Source organism: Nitritalea halalkaliphila LW7, from assembly GCF_000265075.1.
Classification (GTDB): domain Bacteria; phylum Bacteroidota; class Bacteroidia; order Cytophagales; family Cyclobacteriaceae; genus Nitritalea; species Nitritalea halalkaliphila.
On record NZ_AJYA01000002.1, the window covers coordinates 127,660 to 146,988 of the forward strand.

15 protein-coding genes, 4 pseudogenes and 1 riboswitch are annotated in these 19,329 nt (G+C 49.4%); of the genes and pseudogenes, 8 read left to right on the forward strand and 11 right to left on the reverse strand.

Annotation, left to right across the window (positions count from 1 at the left end; genetic code table 11):
• Positions 1 to 32 precede the first annotated feature (32 nt).
• Positions 33 to 1,277 carry a flavin monoamine oxidase family protein gene (locus A3SI_RS01130; protein WP_009053242.1) on the reverse strand — a complete coding sequence of 415 codons (1,245 nt, stop codon included), beginning with the start codon at positions 1,275 to 1,277 and terminating at the stop codon, positions 33 to 35.
• A gap of 176 nt (positions 1,278 to 1,453) precedes the next feature.
• Here A3SI_RS01130 and A3SI_RS01135 point away from each other — a divergent pair, with 176 nt between their 5' ends.
• A complete protein-coding gene (locus A3SI_RS01135) occupies positions 1,454 to 1,765 on the forward strand; it encodes an HPF/RaiA family ribosome-associated protein (protein ID WP_040669757.1) in 312 nt (103 codons plus the stop codon).
• Between the two features lie 191 nt (positions 1,766 to 1,956).
• Here A3SI_RS01135 and A3SI_RS01140 read toward each other — a convergent pair whose 3' ends face one another.
• The 5 genes and pseudogenes from A3SI_RS01140 to lipB form a co-directional block, all read right to left on the reverse strand.
• Positions 1,957 to 2,595: a rhomboid family intramembrane serine protease gene (locus A3SI_RS01140; protein WP_009053244.1), complete on the reverse strand. Its 639-nt coding sequence runs from the start codon at positions 2,593 to 2,595 to the stop codon at positions 1,957 to 1,959.
• Between the two features lie 12 nt (positions 2,596 to 2,607).
• Complete coding sequence (locus tag A3SI_RS01145) at positions 2,608 to 3,600, reverse strand: polyprenyl synthetase family protein (protein WP_009053245.1); 993 nt, start codon at positions 3,598 to 3,600, stop codon at positions 2,608 to 2,610.
• 1 nt (position 3,601) lies between these two features.
• A pseudogene (rnr, locus tag A3SI_RS01150) lies at positions 3,602 to 5,757 on the reverse strand (ribonuclease R).
• 65 nt (positions 5,758 to 5,822) lie between these two features.
• A complete protein-coding gene (locus tag A3SI_RS01155; protein WP_009053246.1) occupies positions 5,823 to 6,224 on the reverse strand; it encodes a hypothetical protein in 402 nt (133 codons plus the stop codon).
• Positions 6,208 to 6,940: pseudogene (gene lipB / locus A3SI_RS01160) on the reverse strand (lipoyl(octanoyl) transferase LipB). The gene A3SI_RS01155 and the pseudogene lipB overlap by 17 nt, the downstream one beginning before the upstream one ends.
• A gap of 138 nt (positions 6,941 to 7,078) precedes the next feature.
• Here lipB and A3SI_RS01165 point away from each other — a divergent pair.
• Complete coding sequence (locus A3SI_RS01165) at positions 7,079 to 7,432, forward strand: YraN family protein (RefSeq protein WP_009053249.1); 354 nt, start codon at positions 7,079 to 7,081, stop codon at positions 7,430 to 7,432.
• 17 nt (positions 7,433 to 7,449) lie between these two features.
• Here the strand turns inward: A3SI_RS01165 and A3SI_RS18710 are convergent, their stop codons facing one another.
• From A3SI_RS18710 to A3SI_RS01180, 4 genes and pseudogenes are all read right to left on the reverse strand, one after another.
• Complete coding sequence (locus A3SI_RS18710) at positions 7,450 to 7,638, reverse strand: hypothetical protein (RefSeq protein ID WP_009053250.1); 189 nt, start codon at positions 7,636 to 7,638, stop codon at positions 7,450 to 7,452.
• Positions 7,605 to 8,476 (reverse strand): annotated as a pseudogene (locus A3SI_RS01170) (ABC transporter ATP-binding protein). The gene A3SI_RS18710 and the pseudogene A3SI_RS01170 overlap by 34 nt, the downstream one beginning before the upstream one ends.
• Positions 8,473 to 9,495 carry an iron ABC transporter permease gene (locus tag A3SI_RS01175; RefSeq protein ID WP_009053252.1) on the reverse strand — a complete coding sequence of 341 codons (1,023 nt, stop codon included), beginning with the start codon at positions 9,493 to 9,495 and terminating at the stop codon, positions 8,473 to 8,475. Before A3SI_RS01175 ends, A3SI_RS01170 begins: the two are co-directional and overlap by 4 nt.
• A gap of 1 nt (position 9,496) precedes the next feature.
• Positions 9,497 to 10,693 (reverse strand): ABC transporter substrate-binding protein, encoded by a 1,197-nt coding sequence (locus A3SI_RS01180; RefSeq protein WP_009053253.1) that lies wholly within the window; start codon positions 10,691 to 10,693, stop codon positions 9,497 to 9,499.
• Between the two features lie 236 nt (positions 10,694 to 10,929).
• Positions 10,930 to 11,154: riboswitch (cobalamin riboswitch) on the forward strand.
• A gap of 136 nt (positions 11,155 to 11,290) precedes the next feature.
• Here A3SI_RS01180 and A3SI_RS18715 point away from each other — a divergent pair.
• From A3SI_RS18715 to A3SI_RS01205, 6 genes are all read left to right on the forward strand, one after another.
• Entirely contained in the window at positions 11,291 to 11,548 is a 258-nt protein-coding gene (locus A3SI_RS18715) for a hypothetical protein (protein ID WP_156810100.1), read from the forward strand.
• Positions 11,497 to 13,176 carry a TonB-dependent receptor gene (locus A3SI_RS01185; protein ID WP_009053254.1) on the forward strand — a complete coding sequence of 560 codons (1,680 nt, stop codon included), beginning with the start codon at positions 11,497 to 11,499 and terminating at the stop codon, positions 13,174 to 13,176. The genes A3SI_RS18715 and A3SI_RS01185 overlap by 52 nt, the downstream gene beginning before the upstream one ends.
• Positions 13,173 to 14,243 (forward strand): YncE family protein, encoded by a 1,071-nt coding sequence (locus tag A3SI_RS01190; RefSeq protein ID WP_156810101.1) that lies wholly within the window; start codon positions 13,173 to 13,175, stop codon positions 14,241 to 14,243. The genes A3SI_RS01185 and A3SI_RS01190 overlap by 4 nt, the downstream gene beginning before the upstream one ends.
• Before the next feature lie 75 nt (positions 14,244 to 14,318).
• Positions 14,319 to 15,041, forward strand: a complete 723-nt coding sequence (locus tag A3SI_RS01195) for a Dph6-related ATP pyrophosphatase (RefSeq protein ID WP_040669727.1) — start codon at positions 14,319 to 14,321, stop codon at positions 15,039 to 15,041.
• A 657-nt stretch (positions 15,042 to 15,698) separates the two neighbouring features.
• Entirely contained in the window at positions 15,699 to 15,848 is a 150-nt protein-coding gene (locus A3SI_RS18720; RefSeq protein WP_156810102.1) for a hypothetical protein, read from the forward strand.
• Between the two features lie 701 nt (positions 15,849 to 16,549).
• Positions 16,550 to 16,909, forward strand: a complete 360-nt coding sequence (locus A3SI_RS01205; RefSeq protein ID WP_009053258.1) for a hypothetical protein — start codon at positions 16,550 to 16,552, stop codon at positions 16,907 to 16,909.
• Between the two features lie 1,404 nt (positions 16,910 to 18,313).
• Here the strand turns inward: A3SI_RS01205 and ftsY are convergent.
• Positions 18,314 to 19,272, reverse strand: a pseudogene (gene ftsY / locus A3SI_RS01215) (signal recognition particle-docking protein FtsY).
• Positions 19,273 to 19,329: the final 57 nt, after the last annotated feature.

A 19,329-nucleotide genomic window follows, 5' to 3' on the forward strand; every position in this document is an offset into this window, starting at 1 on the left:
AACGAATAGAACATATGCTATTTTATCGGAAATCACTCGGGCCCTGTCCGGGTGATTTTTTTTACGACCTCATCCACCACTTCCACCGCCCGCTCCATCGCCCCATGTACGGTCTGATGGTGCCCGTTAAGCTGCATGGCTTCGCCTGCAAAGTAAATTTTATCCTCCACTGGCGCCGCTGCCAGTACACGGGCATTTCCGATTCCCACCGTGCTATAGGAATAGGCACCCAAGACATAGGGCGCTTTTCCCCAGTCTTTTACATAGGATTTTACGAAATTTTCAGAAGCCTGACCCATAAACATCGTATCCAACTCCTCCAGCAGCGCCCGCGTAATCGCCTCCTCGTTCCCTAAAGCCGACAGTCGCTCCGCCTGCTCCCCGATTAGGTAGGCCAAAAGCACAGGAGGCCCTTCGGGTTTACCTGTACTATCGTCGATGTACGCCGCACAGACCGGCCCACCAACCACATAAGCCGGGTAAAATTTTTCTTTAAAGGCCAAGAACACCTTCATCCCAGCCTCCATTCCGATCTTATCGAATGCCGCCACCTTTTCGGCTGGCAGCGGAGGATCGAAGTGCATCATCCCCGATTTCAGCACAGCGATCGAAACGGTTACGATGACTTTATCCGCGGTATAGCGATTCCCGAGCGTATCCACGGCTGTTACCCCATTTCGCCCATAATGAATCTCCCTCACCGGTCTGCCATAACGAATCGCCGCCTTCACCTCCTCTGAAATCTGCTGATCTATAAAATAAAAAAAACTTTCCGCAAACTTATAATCCCGAGTCCCAGAGCTCCAGCCCTTCTCCTCCTCGTTCATGGCCCCCACTGAAATACGATCCGCGGAGCCCCCTAAATCAGCTGCTAGGGCCGTGATGATGTGCGCATAGGAAGCCGGAAGCCCTTTCTTTGCCGCATAAGCGGCAAAGGACATGTCCGGAAGTCCTCTCCCCGTGAATATATCCACCTTTTTCGGCAGCCGCTCCCGCAGTGCCCCCTCAAACCAGTAGGTTGGCTCTAAAGGATCTTCTGTCAGCACCACCCCCTGTCTGCGGGCACTATCTCCCAGCGCACTCCGCTCACCATGTAGCCACTGCGCACCCAAGTCCATGGAGTAGGGCGCGAAATCGCGCAAAGGTGCCAGCCGCCCCCCATAGCTGTCCGTAGCCTCTAAAATCTCAAAAGGTACACCGGCCCGATGCAGCATCTCCCCCGCAAATAGCCCCGCTACTCCGGCGCCGATGATGATTACTTTTTCTATTTCTCCCATCACTCTTCTGTTATTCGTGCGCTATGCCCTTACTGCTGAAAGGGATACGGCCCGAGCGCTCTGCATACTCGTAGATGAAGGCACTCGAACCAGTGGATCCGCCTTTCGCTGAAAAAACAAATCTCCCTTATTTACGTGTAATCAGTATAGGAATATTCACCTTTAACCCTTTTTTTATGAACTACACAGAGAATTATCGCGGTGTGAAAATCGATGTCCAAACAATCGACCTAGACATCAGCCAGACAGTCCAAGAGGAAATCCGGAACTGCTTAGATAAAATGATTAAATTTACTCCGGAAATAAATGCCCTCGACGTCTATTTCAAGCTTGAGGGTAAAGGCGGGGCGACGAACTCCATCGTCAGCATGCGCGTAGGCGTGCCTGGACCGGATGTTTTCGCCGAAGAAAAAGGAGAGCACTGGGTACCGCTATTAAAAGCAGTTACAGATAAAAATATTCGCCAGCTACAGAAAGCGAAGGCGTAAAAAGTATGTGTCAGGAGCGAAAGCGAATGATAAATTTGGATTGAACGATCGGAAAGAGAGTCCTTATGGGGCTCTTCTTTTTTAGTAGCTCATTAACACGGCAGGGGGTGTCATTTTTTTCGCTCTGTCACCCTTTCTTTGGCCGAAGGCCAAAGGGGAATGTTCCCGCTTAGAGGCGAACACAAGCTCGGTTATCCGAAAAAGTCGCCTAAAAAACGGCTGATCTGTACGAAGAAGCCAGGAAGGGTGTAGGGTGCCAGCAGGCTGATCACCAGCAGGCCCGTCAGTGCCCCATACAAGTGTGCATCATGGTTGACGTAATCGTCCTCCTGCCGAGCCTTGTACATCGTGTAGCCTAAAAATGCTGCTCCCAGTGCAAATCCCGGCAGGCAAAGTAGGCCAAACAAGCAAATTTTATCCAGTGGCATCAGCAGGATACTGGCGAAGACTACAGCTGCTGTGGCGCCAGAAGCTCCAAGGGCATGATAATTCGGGTTCGAGCGATGCTTCGCGTAGGTCTTCAGGCTGGAAAGTACCAGTGCGGCCAGGTAGAAGCCTAAAAATGCCAGCGGCCCCCATAGCGTTCCAAAGCGGAACAGGAAAAAGCGCTCCACGATGCCGCCAAAAAAGAAAAAAGTAAACATGTTAAAGAGCAAATGCATGCCATCCTTATGGATGAAGCCGCTCAAAAGAAAACGGTCCCATTCTCCTCTCTCCGCGATCCTGTGCGGACTAAACATCCAGCGGCTCAGCATCCGTGGACGCTTCAGGGCCAGAAAGGTCGCCAGACAGGTCGCGGCGATAAGGAGAAAGGTGACACTGGTAGCCATGTTAATACGCTGTTAATACTCTCGGGTGATAAGTCCGCGGGTGAGCCCCTCTAAAGTGGCTTTGGCCTCCGGGTGGGGGCAGTCGATCGCGGCCAGAGCCGCAAAGCCCCGCTCAAAGTAATCGTTCATCTTCTTTTCGGTGATTTGCTTGATGCCGAGCGCATCGTAAATCGCCGTGACTTCGTGTACTTTTTCATCCGCAGAGAAGGCGGCCGTATGCAGGGCTACATCTAAGCGGTCCTTTAACTCGCCGTCTGCCAGCTCCAGGGCCTTTAGCAGTAAGAAGGTCTTTTTATTGGCGATGATGTCACCCCCTACTTGCTTGCCAAACTTCTCCTGGTCCGCATAGACGTCCAAAAGATCATCCATCAGCTGGAAACCGATGCCCACATACACGCCGAAATCATAGAGCTTAGCTACCTCCTCTTTCGAGGCACCGCCTAAGGTGGCGCCCAGCTCCAGCGCAAAGCCGAGGAGTACAGCCGTTTTCAGGCGAATCATATGGATGTACTGTTCTTCGCTGACAGTGTCCATCTGCTCGAAGTTCATGTCCAGCTGCTGCCCCTCACAAACTTCTGCAGCTGTACGATTAAAACGGAGTAGCATCTGTTTCAGATAGCGACCATCCATCTCCAGCAGCATGTCATAGGCTTTCACCAGCATCACATCCCCCGATAAGATGGCTGTATTCGCATCCCAGCGCTCGTGGACGGTAGGCTTGCCCCGGCGAAGAGGGGCCTTGTCCATGATATCATCGTGCATCAGGGTGAAATTATGAAACACCTCCACTGCCGCCGCCGGAGTGAGCACCTCCTCAGTAGCACTAGCGAAAAGTCGGTAGCCTAAGAGCGTCAGTACGGGGCGAAGTCTTTTGCCTCCTATGGCCAACAGATACCGGATGGGCTCGTAAAGTGATTCGGGTTCAGCTCCATAAGGATACTGCGTGATCTTTTCTTCTATTGCTCGCTGCAGGTCTTGGACGGAGTCACGTGTCTTTAAGGTCATGTCAATCAAATTCTAAGTCTATCGTTCTACGGTTAATGTCGGTGGCAGTTACGCGCACCGTGACCGCATCGCCTAGGGTGTACATCTTTTTATTTTTACGCCCGATCAGACGCATGTTCTTTTCATCGAAATCGTAGAAGTCATCGTCCATATCCGCCACACGGACCATCCCCTCACATTTGGTTTCGGTCATTTCTACATAGACTCCCCACTCCGTAACACCGGTTATGATGCCAGGGTAAGGACGATCCTCAGCCAAACTCATGTACTCTACCTGCTTGTACTTGATGCTGGCCCGCTCGGCATCACTGGCTCGCTTTTCCCGCTCGGATGAATGGGTACACTTCACTTCCCAAGGTTCCGCATCAGGCTTTTGCCCCCATCCAGGTAATGCTGCAGCAGACGATGCACCATCATGTCAGGATAGCGTCGGATCGGAGATGTGAAATGCGTGTAATGCGAAAAGGCCAGTCCAAAGTGCCCTTTCGGTTCCGTGGTGTACTTGGCTTTCGCCATGGAGCGGATAGCCAGCTGCTCGAGCACGTTTTGCTCAGGCTTGCCCTGAATATTCTCCATTAGCGCATTCAGCTGAGCAGCCACTTGGTTCATATTTGCCAGCTTTAAACTATGTCCGAAACGCTTCGCAAAGGTCCCGAAGGTCTCTAAGCGATCCTCATCCGGGCGATCATGTGTCCGGTAAACAAAGGTATCCTTGCCATTGTTTTTGCTGTAGATGAAGGTGGCCACGGCCTTGTTGGCCAAAAGCATGAACTCTTCGATCATCTTGTGGATGTCTTTACGCTCTTTCACCATCAGTCCCTGGGGGACTCCTTTTTCATCCAGCCTGAACTTTACCTCCACCGTTTCGAAATTAATGGCGCCCTGCTCGAATCTTTTGGCACGGAGTGCCTTCGCGATCGTATTCAGGTGGGTGAGCTCTTCATGAAAGTCTCCGCTCGCCTGATCGATGTTTTCTTGGGCTTCCTCATAGGCAAAACGCCTGTCGGAGTGAATCACCGTGCGTCCGATCCACTGCTTGTGCACCTTGCCGCTGTCGTCGATTTCGAACACACAGCTGAAGGTCAACTTATCCTCATGCGGGCGCAGGGAGCAGAGGCCATTACTCAGGCGCTCCGGAAGCATGGGAATCGTTCGATCCACCAGATAAACCGAGGTGGCGCGCTCATACGCTTCTCGCTCCAGAGCAGTCCTCGGCTGTACATAATGGGTTACGTCGGCGATATGCACGCCAACCTCCAGCAGACCATTCTCCAGTTTTCGGTAAGAAATGGCATCATCGAAGTCCTTCGCATCGGCAGGGTCTATCGTGAAGGTGCACACCTCGCGAAAATCTTTTCGCTTCGCAATTTCCTCCTCGGAAATTTTATCGGAGATCGCTTCCGCTTCCAGGTGCGGCTCTTCTGGATACTCGAAAGGCAGCCCGAACTCAGCGATGATGCTGTGCATCTCCACCTCATGCTCGCCCGCTTTTCCTAAGACGCGCACCACAGAACCGATCGGGTTTTTATCGTCTTCCTTCCAGTCATGCATCTTCACCACCACTTTCTGGTTATGCTGTGCGCCATGGAGCTGATCCTTCGGGATAAAGATGTCCTGATGCATCTTGCGGAAGTCAGGCACCACGAAAGCGAAACGCGGAGAAATCTCGATACGGCCCACAAATTCCTCTCGTGCGCGGCTGAGTACCTCGAGCACACGTCCTTCTAGGCGACCCGAGTGATTTCGCCCAGGAAAAACCATGATTCGTACTCGGTCTCCGTCTAGGGCATGCTTGAGTAAGCTTTCTTTAATGATTACATCTTCTTCTAGGCCGGAGCTGGCATCTGGAATCACATAAGCAAAACGTGGGTTTACATAATCCACTTCACCTTCGAAAAACTGTGGCTCCTTCGTGGAGCTGTAGGCATTACGTGCATCCTTACTCACATCACCCTTCTGGATGAGCTGCTGGAGCACTCGGTCGATGCCTCCTCGTACCACGGGATCTTTTATGCTGAGCCTATTCGCCAGCTGTTTTGCATTAAAGGCCTTGCCATAATGCTGATCTAAAAAGTGTAGGAGCTTGTCGGCCAGTTGTTTGGCATCCAAGCCCTTTCCTGTCTTTTGTTTTTTATTTTTATTATGTTTTCTTCCCATAAAAGCGTGTTTTTCACATGGGTTTTCGCTCCCATGCGGTACTTTGCCCCCACCGGGACGGCTTTTTAGGAATGAAGTACTCCGTCTAAGCCCAAGGCAGGTATCTTTCGGATGTTCTCCTCGACGATACTCCCTGCGGTGAAGACAAATTTTTTGTCAAAAATTTTATCTAAAATATAATAACTTACCCAATATTCATTGGATAAGGCGAAAAGCTCTGGCTGAATCGGCTCTATCCGTGCGAAAGAGGAAGGCCCGAGCTCTCCGATCATGTGCCGCAGCACACTGGTTTTTTTCTCTTCTCCATCGATGGTGCCATAGCCCTTCGAGGTGATGAGCACCGTATGGAGCTCGATTAGGTTATGATTGATGATGTATACTGCCCACTGGCTTTCGCCTGCCACCTCTTCTTTGGCGATAGCCAGCTTTACCCCCGCCACGGGTTCGAAATCAATATCCTTTTTCATGTTCTCCTAAATTCATCTCAAACAGCGCTGCCAAATGCCCCCGCAGGCGCACTTTCACTGCTTCCATATCCAATACCGCTCCGAGTTCCCGCTCCATCGATGTTACGGCCTTATCCCGTATCCCACAGGGGACGATGTAGTCGAAATAGTCCAAGTGAGCATTCACATTCAGCGCCAGGCCATGCATGGTCACCCAGCGGCTGGATTTTACGCCCATGGCACAGATTTTCCTCGGATTTACCTGCTCGACATGTCCAGCCAGACTCCCGTGAGCCCCTCGATGCGTCCAGCACTGAGCCCGTAATCGGCTAAAGTCAGTATCACGGCTTCCTCTAAAAGACGTAAGTACCTATGGATGTCCGTAAAGAAATTTTCCAAATCTAAAATCGGGTAGGCGACCAGCTGCCCCGGTCCATGATAGGTGATGTCCCCCCCGCGATTAATCTTATAAAAACGGGCTTGAATGGCCTGTAGCCGCTCTTCGGAGAGTAAAAGATGCTCGGGCGCCCAGATTTCCCCAGGGTGTACACATGGGGGTGTTCTACGAACAAAAGGTGATTCTCAGTCGGCACCTGCTCGGCTTCCGATAAGCGACGATTCTCGATCTTCCGGTTGACGATGGCCTGAAACCGCCTTTCCTGCTCATCCCAGACCTCTTTGTAGTCGCGCAGGCCTAAGTCCTCGAAATAAACGTTTCTGTTTATGTGGATATTCAAGTGTTTCTATTTTTTTATGTATCTTAGCTGAAAGGAGTGAAGGGTTAGGGCAATAGTCTCGGTGATTTTTCCCTTCTGCGCTTCGCGCAATGTGCACGCTCCTGTAAACTTTTTCAAAAATACTTAAAATTTTTCAGCATGGACATGCGAACAATCGGTTTTCAAGCAGAAAACTTGGCCAAAGAATGGCTGGAAGCGCGCGGGTACCACTTGGTGAAAGCGAATTACCGCTATCAACATGCCGAAGTGGATTTGATTATGACACACAACAAGGTAATGGTTTTTTTCGAAATAAAGTTCCGCACGAATCTGAGCTACGGGTATCCAGAGGCGTTTGTGTACAAGAGTAAACAGCGCTTGATCATACGGGCAGCAGATTATTTCGTCCATCGGGTGGGATGGAAGTATGGAATCCGTTTTGATATCATCGCCATCGAACAGGCACAGGGCAGTCCGCCGCTGATAACGCATTTTCAGGATGCATTTTATTAGTCAAAATTAGTCAAGGCTTATGAGTCAAAGCGCCTGCGGAAATCCTCTACGACCTCCGCGATGCTGCTGTACGTGGCCAGGGTTTGGCCACTAGTCCTTTCGCCTAAGTGGGCCTGAAAAGGCGTGTCATGGGCCCGCAGCCGGTATGTTTCGGGCAGTGATAGACCCGCCTTCAGGAGGGCTTGGCCGATCCACTTGACCGCCACGGGATCCCCGGAAAGCCCCGCTGGGCTGCCGAGGCTTGAAAGCGCATGCTGCCCTGCAGGCGGTCAAAATACAACTGGCTGCCCTCGAAAAGGGAGGCCAGTTCGCCGGAAAGAATCAGATCCTCAGGGCTGCCACTCAGCAGGGGAGCGCCGCAGCGCATCAGCCAGAAGACGTCAGCTGTTTCGATGGCGATATCCAAGTCATGGGTGACCACCAAGACAGCCTTGTGCTGCTTATGCGCAACTTCCCGCAGGAGCTGCATGATCAGGTAGCGATTCGGGAGGTCCAGGTGTGCCGTGGGCTCATCTAAGATCAAAAGCTCTGTTTCTTGTGCTAGCGCCCGCGCGATGAACACCTTTTGGCGCTGACCATCGCTGAGCTCATGCACGAGGCGGCCGCGAAGGTAGGCCGCTCCCGTCTGCGTGAGGGCTTGGGTGATGGCCTCCTGATCGACGGGGCGCAGACGTCCTGTCCAGCCCGTGTGTGGAATGCGGCCCAGTGCCACGAGCTCCTCCACTTTTAAATTGGCCGCTGCGTGGCGCCCTGTGAGGACGACAGCGAGGTGCCGTGAAAGCATTTCGATAGGCGCCTGGCGTACATCTTGTCCCTGCAGCAGCACCCGCCCCTGCAGGCAGGCACCTCTCCTAATAATGTTTGGATTAAGGTGGATTTCCCCACTCCATTGGCGCCCAGCAGACAGGTGAGCTGCCCTTTTTTAAGCTGTAGGTTGATGCCTTCGGCCAAAGGTGGCGCTTGACTTTTAGCATAGCCAATGCTCAGGTCTTGGCTGCTGAGTACGGTTGCGTTCGCGGCGTTCCTATCGGCGTTTTGACTCATAGGCTTTTGCTGAAATTTCGTTTTAAGATCAGGGCGATCACGATGGGAGCTCCGAACAGGCTGGTGATGGCATTCAGGGGCAGCGTCGTAGCAGAGCCGGGCACTTGGCTGATGCTGTCGCAAAGCAGGAGCAGACAGGCTCCCACTAGGGCGGTGCCTGGAAAGAGGATGCGATGCTGTGCGGTTTGGAAGAGCAGGCGCGCGATATGGGGGACAGCGATGCCGATGAAGGCGATCGGTCCACAGAACGCGGTGGCGGCGCCTGCGAGTAATCCGGTGCTCAGCAGCATGCTCCGGCGGAGTCGTCGGGTGCTGATGCCCATACTTTTGGCGTAAGCCTCCCCTAAAAGCATGGCGTCGAAGGCTTTAAACTGAAAGACGAGCGGAAGTATGCCGAGCACACAGACCAGCGCGAAGAGCAGTACATCGGCCATCGGCAAGCTGCCCAAGCTCCCCATGGACCAGACGGTGTAGCGCTTCAGCTGCTCTGCATCGCTGAAATAGGCGAGTAAGGAAACGATGGAACCCGTCAGGCTGCCCACCATCAAGCCGACGATGAGTAGGGTCATGCTATCGCGTACGCGCCAGGCGGTAAAGCTGATGGCCAGCAGCACGAGAGCAGCACCGAGGGAGGCGGCCAGGGTGATGCCATAACTCCCCCAAGCGGCCGCCGTGATGGGCAGCTGTAAGGCAGAGCCACTCAGCAGCAAGACAGCGACTCCCAGTCCAGCGCCTGAGCTGATGCCGAGCACGTAGGGACCTGCCAGCGGGTTTTTAAAATACGTCTGCATCTGCAAGCCGCTCAGGCTTAGTGCGATGCCTGCCAGGATCGCTGTTAGTGCTTTCGGTAGGCGATAGGCGAAAAAGATAAGCTCATGACTTTCGCGCGTGAAGGGCTGCCCAAGCGCTCGCTGCAAGAGCTCCTGAGCTGGAATCCACACCGAGCCGATACTCAGGGAGAGCAGCAGAAGGCCAAACAGGGCCATGGTGAGCAGAAAAAACAGCCAAGTGCTACGCATATTAGTTTTCAGGCAGTGGGAGGTAAAAATGCATCTGCTCCTCTGGCAGAGATTCGCCTCCAAAGATACGCATAAGGTCTTCTAAGATGAGATCCGGTCGAAGATACGCGATTTCAAAGTAGGGGAGCCCACCTGTCGCCGATTTTTTTAAGCCAAAACTAAAGACCTTTTGTGTTTTAAAAGGGGTAAAGTAGGTGTAGCGCTGATCGCTAAGCGCTAACGCCGCTAAGCTCGGAATATCCGAGGGACCCAGCCAAATGTCGGCATCTAAGGCGCGATCTAGTACCTGCTCGAAGCTTAGGGTTTGACTGCCCGCCCCTTTTAACTCCTCAAATAGATAGTGGCCGCCGGCATCGCGAATCAACTGGGTGCTCCAAGAGTCTGCGCTCGGCACATACCAAATATCCTGGTAGAGGTTGCCCGTCATTACCCGTGGAGGCTTTTGATCTGACCTCTGAGCTGACTTGCGCGCCGCAGCTTTTTCACGTAGCGCTTCATAGCGGGCGGCGATACTTTCGAAGACCTCTTCCGCTGCTGCATAGTGGCCTACGACCGCCCCGATGACCTTACACCACTCCGCTCGACCTAAAGGGTGCGGCTCGATGAAGTCGCCTATCGACAAAACGTAGATGCCTGCTTCCTCGAGGAGCTTGGCACTGCGGTCTTCGGCTCCTAAGGTGCTGTTCAGTACTAGATCTGGCTGCAAGTCGAGCACCGCCTCTATATTCAGTCCAGCGTTTTTTCCCAGGTCCTGCAGCTTTCCAGCGCGGATGCGCTCCCGCACGCGCGTGGAGCTGATCAGGTCCGTATTCGGAAATCCAATCAGCCGTTCTAAGGCCTCCACTTCTTCTAAGGCAGGAAGATGGGAGGTGGCAGTGGCCACGAGTCGCTGCGCTGGGGGCAGCCAGCGGTACCTGATGGAGTGAAGCGCTTCTTGGGTATGCTGGTCAGGAAACGCTTCTCCGAGTAGGAGATAAGCAGGCTTTTCTTGTCCCGGATACCCTTGAAGAATTTCGATGAGGAGGTAGTCGTTAATTTTATATAGCTTAAATCCTTTCGCATAAGCGAGCGGGACGGGCTCCCAAAGGTGCTCTTTTCCGTTTTCTTTTGGGTTACAGCCCAAAGTTATGCTCAGCCAAAGCAGGCAGAAAAAAGGGATGAGCTGGGGGCGTAGGAGGGAAATGTTTACGAGCTTCACAGGCAAATAAGCATGAATTGATGTGATTCAGGCAGTTGTTTAGGGATTTTCTTCCCATGGGCAGGCGCTGGGTTCTACCTGCTCCGGAGGTTTTTTCCTTACTGCCTCTTGCCCACAAAGTAACGTAAGTGATTTTTTACATGCTGAATTCCGTATAGATTTTTTTCCTTATTTTTGAGTGTGTAAAATTACTATAGTTTATAGCGACGGTAGTGGATTCTTAAAAATTCCTTTGTATGTTTGTGGCGGTTTTAGGTTTTAGTAGCTCCACTCATGAGCGGCTAAATTAAAAGGGAATCCGGTGTAAATCCGGAGCTGTCCCCGCAACTGTAACCCGAGTGCGCTGTGTTTTCGGACCGCGCATTAGTGATGTTCCACCCACCGAGGGCCATTGTGCATGCGCATGAGAAGGCCGGAGCATCCAGGGAAGTCAGGAGACCTGCCTCTAGCCGACAGTAGTTCAAAGCTTTCGGGTGAAAAGCTGAGCGAATCAGTCAGCGTGCCGGTCGTCGCCTAACGATGTTCGCGCCATTCTTTCTTTTTCCTCTTTTACCAAATCGCTTTGGAGTAAATCGTTTGTATTCATTCCATAGTCGCATGAACAGGTATGTCTTTCTTTTCCTGAGCCTCTTCGGTGGCTGGGGAGTTTCTGGCGTAGCATGGGCCGCCGTCACGGATACCCTTGAACTCCAAGCGGTGTCTGTGCAGGCGATCCCGGTGACCAAGTATGCCTTCGGGCAGGCAGTCCATTCTGTGGATGCGGAAGACTTACGTCGGCACCTGGAGAAAGCCTTGGAGATTACTTGCAGCAGAAAACGGGCTTATTCGTGCGCCAGTACGGTGCAGGCATGCTAAATACAGTTAGCACGCGCGGCACTTCTGCGGGACACCATGCTGTTTTTTGGAATGGACTTCCGTTAAATAGCCCCTCTTTGGGCCAAATAGATTTTTCGCTTTTGCCACTAGCGGGCTTCGATGCTGCCCATGTGTTTATGGGTAGTGCCGGGGCTAATTTCGGCACAGATGCAATCGGTGGCAGTACCCACCTAGAGACCAAAGCCGATTTTACCCCTGGCCATCAGGTCCAGCTTGAAAACGGCTTTGGGAGTTTTGGGCTATGGAATTCAAGTCTGCGCTATCGTTTTGCCGCAGGCGGCTATGCCCAGAGCACCACATTTTACAGGCAGTTTACCCGAAATGATTTTCCGTTCCGCAATCTGGCGCGCCGAGAGACACCTGTGGAGCGCATGCCCCATGGACGGGTGGAGCAGCTGGGCCTGGTGCATCAAAGTAGCTACAACCTTTCCGAGCGGGATCAGCTGAGTGTGGCGCTCTGGTGGAACAGTGCGGATCGGGAGATTCAGCCTGTCATCGGTTCGAATACGCGGGATATGCAGGAGGACAATAGTCTGCGCGTGGTGGTGGATTATTTCCGGTTTGCTGCTGCGGGGACCCTGAACTTAAAGGCGGGGATCGTCCATGATGAAAACATATTCAATGCCTCCCGTAACAGAACGCGGCAGCATCTGGCCGCAGGGGAATGGGACTGGAAAGGGAATGAGTGGCTCGCCGCTAAATCGGGCCTCCGATACACGCGGGCGATCGGTCTGCTGAGCACGTATGAAGCGGAAGAAGATCGGCTGGAGCTGTACCAGTCATTTAATGTGACACCTACTCCACGACTTGGATTTTCGATTAACCTGCGCCAGTTTTGGTTCGATGGGGAGGCGGCACCTTTTACGCCTAGTCTGGGCTGGAACTGGCAACTGTGGCAGGGCGAAAGCCAAAAACTCCGCCTCGTAGGAACGGCTGCGAGGAGCTTTAAGGTGCCGACGCTGAATGATCGTTTTTGGGAGCCTGGCGGCAATAGAGACCTGCTTCCTGAGGAGAGTTGGAGCCTGGAAGCGGGTTTCGAGCATCGTCTGGAGCGCAAGCGCTGGAGGGTAGAGCAGCGCCTCACCGCTTACGCCATGTGGGTAGATAACTGGATCGTGTGGCTGCCTACAGGAAATTTTTGGAGCCCATCGAATATTCGTGAGGTGCATAATCAGGGGCTGGAATACCAGGGAGAGTTACAGCTGCAGCTCACCGAGCGTCAAAGCTTGGGCTTACGGGCTACTTATAACCATACGGTGGCCACGAATGTCGGCGCCGTGCGGGAAAACGATCGAACGGTGGGGAATCAGCTGCCCTATACCCCTTTTGACAAGTGGAACGCCCAGCTTACTTACCGAATAGGGCCCTTGGAGGTAGGAGTAAACCAGCAGTATGTGGGAGATCGCTTCATTAGTTTGGATAATGTTACGCGTGTGGCAGCTTATCGGCTGACCGATTTTCATGCCGCCTATGACTGGCGTTGGAAGGGCCTGAGCGGCCAAGTGCAGGGTCGCGTGCTGAATGCCTTTGATACCGAATACCAAGTGCTCCGGCTGCGTGCCATGCCGGGAAGAAATTATACCATCCATTTTACAGTAAACTTATGAAACACGTAGTAAAGACCCTTATGTACCTCCTGGCAGCAGGATTCTTTTTAGCCGCCTGTAGTGAGGACAGTTCGATGCCTGCACCTTCTCCAAATGAGCCAGGAACAGGACCCTTCGCGGAGGGAATATTTGTCGTAAACGAAGGGCAATTCGGGCAGAATAACGGAGAAATTTCTCTTATCGATTTGGAAGAAGGAACGGTACGCTTAGCCCTCTTTGAGGAAGTGAATAACCGTCCTTTTGCAGGGCTGATCCAAAGCATGGTTGACCACGATGCGCTCACGTATTTGGTGGCCAATACGGGCAAGGTGGAAATTGTGAACCGTGATGATTTTGAGAGTGTGGGTGCTGTCGAGGCGGACTTAGATCTTCCTCGGTCACTGACTGTCGCTGGTGGGAATTTGTACATAAGCGACTGGGGACCTTTCGATGCCAACTTCGGCAGCCCCGACTCTTACATCGCCGTGGTAGAAGGCCTCACGGGTGGAGCGGTAGCGCGTAAAATACCCGTTCCAAGCCGCCCGGGCAAGATGTTACTGCGAGGAAATCAACTGTTGATCGCTGCGGAGGCTGCAGGCCGCATCGTGGTCTTAGACCTAGCGACGGAGGAAATCCGTGAGGTGGAGGTAGAGGGAGCCCCTAGGGATTTTATCACCCATAATGGGGGCTTGATGGTCTTTGCGCGTAGCGGCTCCACTATTTTTCTCCATGAATTAAACAGCAGCATCTTCCAGGTGATTGCTTCTCATCGTATTGAGTTAGAAAATGCTACCAGTATATTTGATGTGCATGAAAATACCTTATATGTCGGTGCGAATGAGCCATTTCCGGCTACTGGTTCCTTGGTGGCGGCGATCAATCTGAATAGCCGGCAGGTGACGAATCCTTCCTTTTATACTGGGGAGAACCTGTATGGGCTGAGCGTGAACCCCGCTAATGGAGAGGTTTGGGTCACAGATGCTGCCGGTTTCCAAGGTAATGGGCAGGTCTTTCGCCTTGATGCGCAAGGAACCCTATTGGATACATTCGATGTAGGCGCTGGGCCGAATGGTTTGGTTTTTAGATAAAAAAAATACGTATATTCGTTGTAACCAAGTATGGCGTATGTGTGGGTATTTCCCCATGCATGCGCTTTTTCTCTTATGCCGCATACCCTTTCCTCATCCCGCCCCAGACCGATTAGTTTCAGTTGGTCCGGAGGTAAAGACAGTGCTTTAGCGCTTTTTCATGTATTACAAGACCCTCGCTATGAGGTGGTTTCTTTGCATACTACTTTTGGGGAGGAAACAGGGCGTGTTGGCATGCATGGGGTGCGTCTGGAGGTGATAGAGCGGCAGGCGGCGGCGATTGGTTTACCTTTGATTCCACTTTTTTACCCATCCTCGGGGGATAATGCGGCCTTTGAGCGGTGCATGGCCGACTTTTATGGAGATTGTCAGCGGCAGGGAATTCGGCATGTGGCTTTTGGTGATATTTATTTAGAGGAGCTGCGGGCGTATCGGGAGCAGTTGCTGCGGCCCTTTGGTGTGGAGGCTGTTTTTCCCCTTTGGGGCAAGGCGACCGATGCACTTTTACGGGAGTTTTTAGCTCAGGGATTCGTCACGGCTATTTGTGCGCTTGATTTAGATAAATTACCAGCACAGTATGCTGGGGAGACCTTGAGTTTTGAGATGCTCGAGACCTTCCCGCCGGACGTAGATGCCTGTGGTGAGCATGGGGAGTACCACACACTTTGTTTGGATGGTCCCATCTTCAAGCATCCCTGTGAAGTGTTAAAAGGGGATAAGCTCTTGCAGGAGTATAGCTATCGAACCTCGGATGGGCTGGAGCATAGGAAGCGCTTTTTATTTCATGAGTTTTTATAGAGATAAGGCTGTTGAGCCTTTTGGAGTATAGGATGTATGGAGGTTGTCGAGCTGTCTCTGGCTAATTTTCTCTCTATCCTCCATGGATTTAACTTTGTAAATAATACGTGGATAATTGATTAGGTATTTTTATTGTTTTGTTTTTTATTTAAAATACAATCTTTTTCAAATTGATTTTGTGTTTTTTAAAAATTTCATGATGGTTTACACGCTTTTAACGGGACGCAAAGAGTATGTTTTTGTGTGTAAACGGAAATATGATGTGTATAAGTTGAAAATTTTTTCCATCAAAAGCTTGCATTTATGTTTTTTTAAAAAGATCTTGTATATGATTTTTAACCCAGTGAATATGAAAAATCTATCTTTAAAACATCAGCTCATTGTTTTTGGACTCTTTGTTATTGTTTTAGATCTGCAAGCGCAGCAGCTTGTTGATGAACAGTCTCTACCATTATAATAAAGTTTAAATTGAACATGATAACAAGATACCAAAATGCTTGCAAATAGCTACCGAAGGTTTAGTTCAACAGCGGTTTTGCGTAATTGCGGGGCTTGTGCTTAGTTGAAAGTTAAAAGCTTTTAATAAAAGTCAGTGCTAAACTGAAATAGAAGTGTTTCTTAATTCGCTACTTCTCATACACGCAAAACGTGTGTGACTTGAATCAGCCTTTGGAGCTGAGTGCTTTGAAATGGATGGAGGACTATTGGATAACCAGTAGAGAGGCCTTCCGATGGCGGCTTTCCGGAGCAGCCATCAAACCACCTTACGCTGCATCTGGCGGAAACTCCGGTGTGGTGAACGGTTAAGGAAAAACGGGGACAGCGATCCCTGTAGGTGAGTACTGATGGAGCTGAATGAAAATGAACCAGTGATGAAGCCTCGATAAGGCAAATTATGATGTGGAAAATGGGTAGTTACGTTTGTACCCATGACAAAGTGTGACAGACGTCCGGAAGATACCGGTCACACCGCGTCCGGGGTTAAGCTGGCAGGAACGCAGTACAGGCCATTTCAAGGAACAAGTGAACTCTATGCTGTCAGGCCAAATCGAGAGAGGAAACCTGCACCCGTGGTTGGGTGAAGCATAGGGGGCAGCCCTGCTCGTAGTAGCGATAAAATTTCTGTAATGGAGGTGGAGTGAAGGGGCAGGCATGTTTAGTTTCAAACCGGTTTACAATCCGCCGCGGCGGAGAGACTTTCACGCACGGTTCTGTGGGAAGGTAGGGGTGAAATTCCCCCGCTTGACCCGATTATGCCACATTAAAACCAACATAACGGTCAAAAACGGACTGACCATCCAACGTCGAAAACTAACGACATTAAAAAAATGTAAGCGGAGTATGTGAAAGTTGAAAAGCCGCTTAGGGACATTTGAATTTAGTTTAGTATCTATAATTTGTTCCTAAAAAATTGAGTAAACCGATTTGAATTTCGAAAATTCATATTAAAATTTATTATTTAACCTAAAGACTATAAAAATTTAAAAAGTCTTTCAAAATATTGAAAAATGAAAAATATATTTAAATTTACTTTGGCGCTGTTTTTGAGCTTAAACTTCTTTTCTTGTAGCGAAGATAATGATTTCGAACAAATTGATTTGGTTGATAATTCTGAGAACATCAATAAAATAATTAATTCTTTTGATGTTGTGGTAAACAAATCAATTCAAAATCCTAGTTTGTCAAGTGAAAAACTTGGCGAGTTATTTATTGAGGAATCAAGGAATAGAGGTATAAGAATTGTCGAAATAAATACAAATTCTTTTGCTAAAACAAGCGAAGAAACTTTAACCTTTTCAAATGAATATTTAGCCTTTTCTAGTCAAATTCAAAACGCTGATATTTTTTTTAACGAAAGAAGAATATAAAAGTAGTTTAGCTCAACTAGACACTGATGTTCTAAACTCAACTATAACAATTAAGGAAAAACAAATTTTAGTGTAAAATATTGGCTTTATGAATGCTTTTGTTGATTGGATGGACACACTTGCAACACATACTGCAAACAAAACATCTTTACGTACTAAATCTGATTGCGCTGCTTGGTGGTTTAACTGGTGCAGCAACATTCTGTGATTAATTTTTCTATCATGAAATATATAAGTATATTACAAAAGGTAGGCTTCATAATTGGGTTGCTAAGTTCAATAGTAACATTTCTATTGTTTTATAGAAATATTGAAAAATTAGGTACGCCAGAAGAATGGAAATACTACTCTTCTTTAATCGGTTTTGTGATTTTTTTCTCAATGTTTCTATTATTAATATTTACCTTAATAATCAAGAAATTTTTGAGAAATAACGTGGCATAACACGGCATATAAAAGATAGCAGTTTAAAGATAAACCAAAGGTTTAGTTCTTTCTGCTATTGATGTTTATAAACTGAAAAATGGCACATATCAACCGCTACTTTTCATATACCCAACCGTTAGCGGGCAGTAAATCAAACCTCATTCCTTCACAAAAGCTTTTTGGCAGAAAAGTCTTAAAAAAATCCGATGACCTCAGCGGATGAATGATTGCAGCGCAACAGGAAAATTTTTTTTGAAAATTGGCTGATTAAGGACGGACTTTTTGAACTTCACCACAGATATTAACATCAAATTGGCTTTCAGAATGCATTCAACGCTCGCCAACGAACAGATGAAATTCCGAAGTAAAATTCTTCTAGGAACCAGCCCGATGAATGATGAAGCTGTTCGTCATTAAGGACTAACTTTTGAAGGCGCTTACAGATGGACTACCGAACGGAATGTGAATGCGGCCTTTTAATTAATGATAGCGTAAAATGCATAAACAGTCACGCAAGACGATGACCAAGTCGCTTTCAAGAATTGACTTTTGAGAGCCATAAATAATGAACAACCAAACGGCAAAGAAGACGATTTAAGGGAGTGAAGCGAAATTTTTTTTTTGGACATTCAGAAGCTTGATGGTCAGAACAACGAGACGAGTAATCTACAGGTGATCAAGAACTTAAAGCAGACGCAAAGTGGCGAATAGAGAAGGATACTTTATATATCCTGGGAGACAAGAAATATTTTTTTAAAACGAAAGGAAACGAAAGGAAACGAAAGGAAACGAAAGGAAACGAAAGGAAACGAAAGGAAAAGAAAGCAAACGAACATCAAAAACGAAAGGAAAAGAAAGTAAACGAAAGTAATTATGTGTAAAACGAAAGCAAACGAGCATCAAAAAGAAAGTCTGTCTGAGCCGAGCTCAGACAGACTTTTAATACGTTAGCGGCTGTTTACTTCTGCCAGCAGCGGGTTATTTTTTCTGAAACAAAGCCTCCACGAATGCCTTGCGATTAAATACTTGTAGATCGCTTACTTTTTCGCCCACACCGATGTATTTCACAGGGATTTTAAACTGGTCTGAAATCCCGATGACTACGCCTCCTTTAGCAGTCCCATCCAGCTTCGTAATCGCTAGCGAAGTAATCTCGGTGGCTTTCGTAAACTCTTTCGCCTGCACAAAGGCATTTTGGCCTGTACTGCCGTCTAAAACCAGCATCACATCATGCGGCGCATCAGGAATAAATTTCTGCATCACACGCTTGATTTTACTTAGCTCATTCATCAGATTGACCTTCGTGTGCAGACGACCCGCCGTATCCACGATGACTACATCCGCATGCATGTCCACCGCTTTCTTCACCGTATCGAAGGCTACCGAGGCTGGGTCAGCATGCATGCCATGTGAAATTACCGGAACATCTACGCGCTCAGCCCATAGGATAAGTTGATCCACCGCAGCAGCACGAAAGGTATCGGCGGCACCTAGTACCACAGATTTTCCGGCAGCCTTAAATTGGTGTGCTAATTTCCCGATGGTCGTTGTTTTCCCTACCCCATTCACGCCAACAACCATAATGACATAGGGCTTTTTATCTTCTGGCAGGGTGAAAGCAGTCTCCTGATCCACACTTCTGTTTTCTTCGAGCAGTCCAGCGATTTCTTCGCGCAAGATTACATCGAGCTCAGAGGTATTTAGGTACTTATCCCTAGCGACACGCTCCTCGATGCGCTTAATCACTTTAAGCGTCGTATCTACACCTACGTCTGCGGTGATTAGAATTTCTTCCAGCTCATCCAGTACCTCCTCATCTACAGTGGATTTACCGACGATAGCTTTTCCTAGTTTGGAGAAAAAAGTCTCATTTGTTTTTTTCAAGCCTGATCCAGACTCTCTTTTTTCTCTTTCGAAAAGAAATCAAAAATTCCCATGTATGCTGCCTATTAACATTCGAATATAACGAAAAAAAGTCCCAGGAGTAAAACTCT

Coding starts and splice junctions, on each gene's coding strand:
- A3SI_RS01155 (WP_009053246.1), bottom strand. CDS start 6,224: ATGAAAAAGGATATTGATTTCGAACCCGTGGCGGGGGTAAAGCTGGCT.
- A3SI_RS01175 (WP_009053252.1), bottom strand. CDS start 9,495: ATGCGTAGCACTTGGCTGTTTTTTCTGCTCACCATGGCCCTGTTTGGC.
- A3SI_RS01130 (WP_009053242.1), bottom strand. CDS start 1,277: ATGGGAGAAATAGAAAAAGTAATCATCATCGGCGCCGGAGTAGCGGGG.
- A3SI_RS01140 (WP_009053244.1), bottom strand. CDS start 2,595: ATGGCTACCAGTGTCACCTTTCTCCTTATCGCCGCGACCTGTCTGGCG.
- A3SI_RS18715 (WP_156810100.1), top strand. CDS start 11,291: ATGAACAGGTATGTCTTTCTTTTCCTGAGCCTCTTCGGTGGCTGGGGA.
- A3SI_RS01190 (WP_156810101.1), top strand. CDS start 13,173: ATGAAACACGTAGTAAAGACCCTTATGTACCTCCTGGCAGCAGGATTC.
- A3SI_RS01145 (WP_009053245.1), bottom strand. CDS start 3,600: ATGACCTTAAAGACACGTGACTCCGTCCAAGACCTGCAGCGAGCAATA.
- A3SI_RS01165 (WP_009053249.1), top strand. CDS start 7,079: ATGGACATGCGAACAATCGGTTTTCAAGCAGAAAACTTGGCCAAAGAA.
- A3SI_RS01135 (WP_040669757.1), top strand. CDS start 1,454: ATGAACTACACAGAGAATTATCGCGGTGTGAAAATCGATGTCCAAACA.
- A3SI_RS01205 (WP_009053258.1), top strand. CDS start 16,550: ATGAAAAATATATTTAAATTTACTTTGGCGCTGTTTTTGAGCTTAAAC.
- A3SI_RS01195 (WP_040669727.1), top strand. CDS start 14,319: ATGCCGCATACCCTTTCCTCATCCCGCCCCAGACCGATTAGTTTCAGT.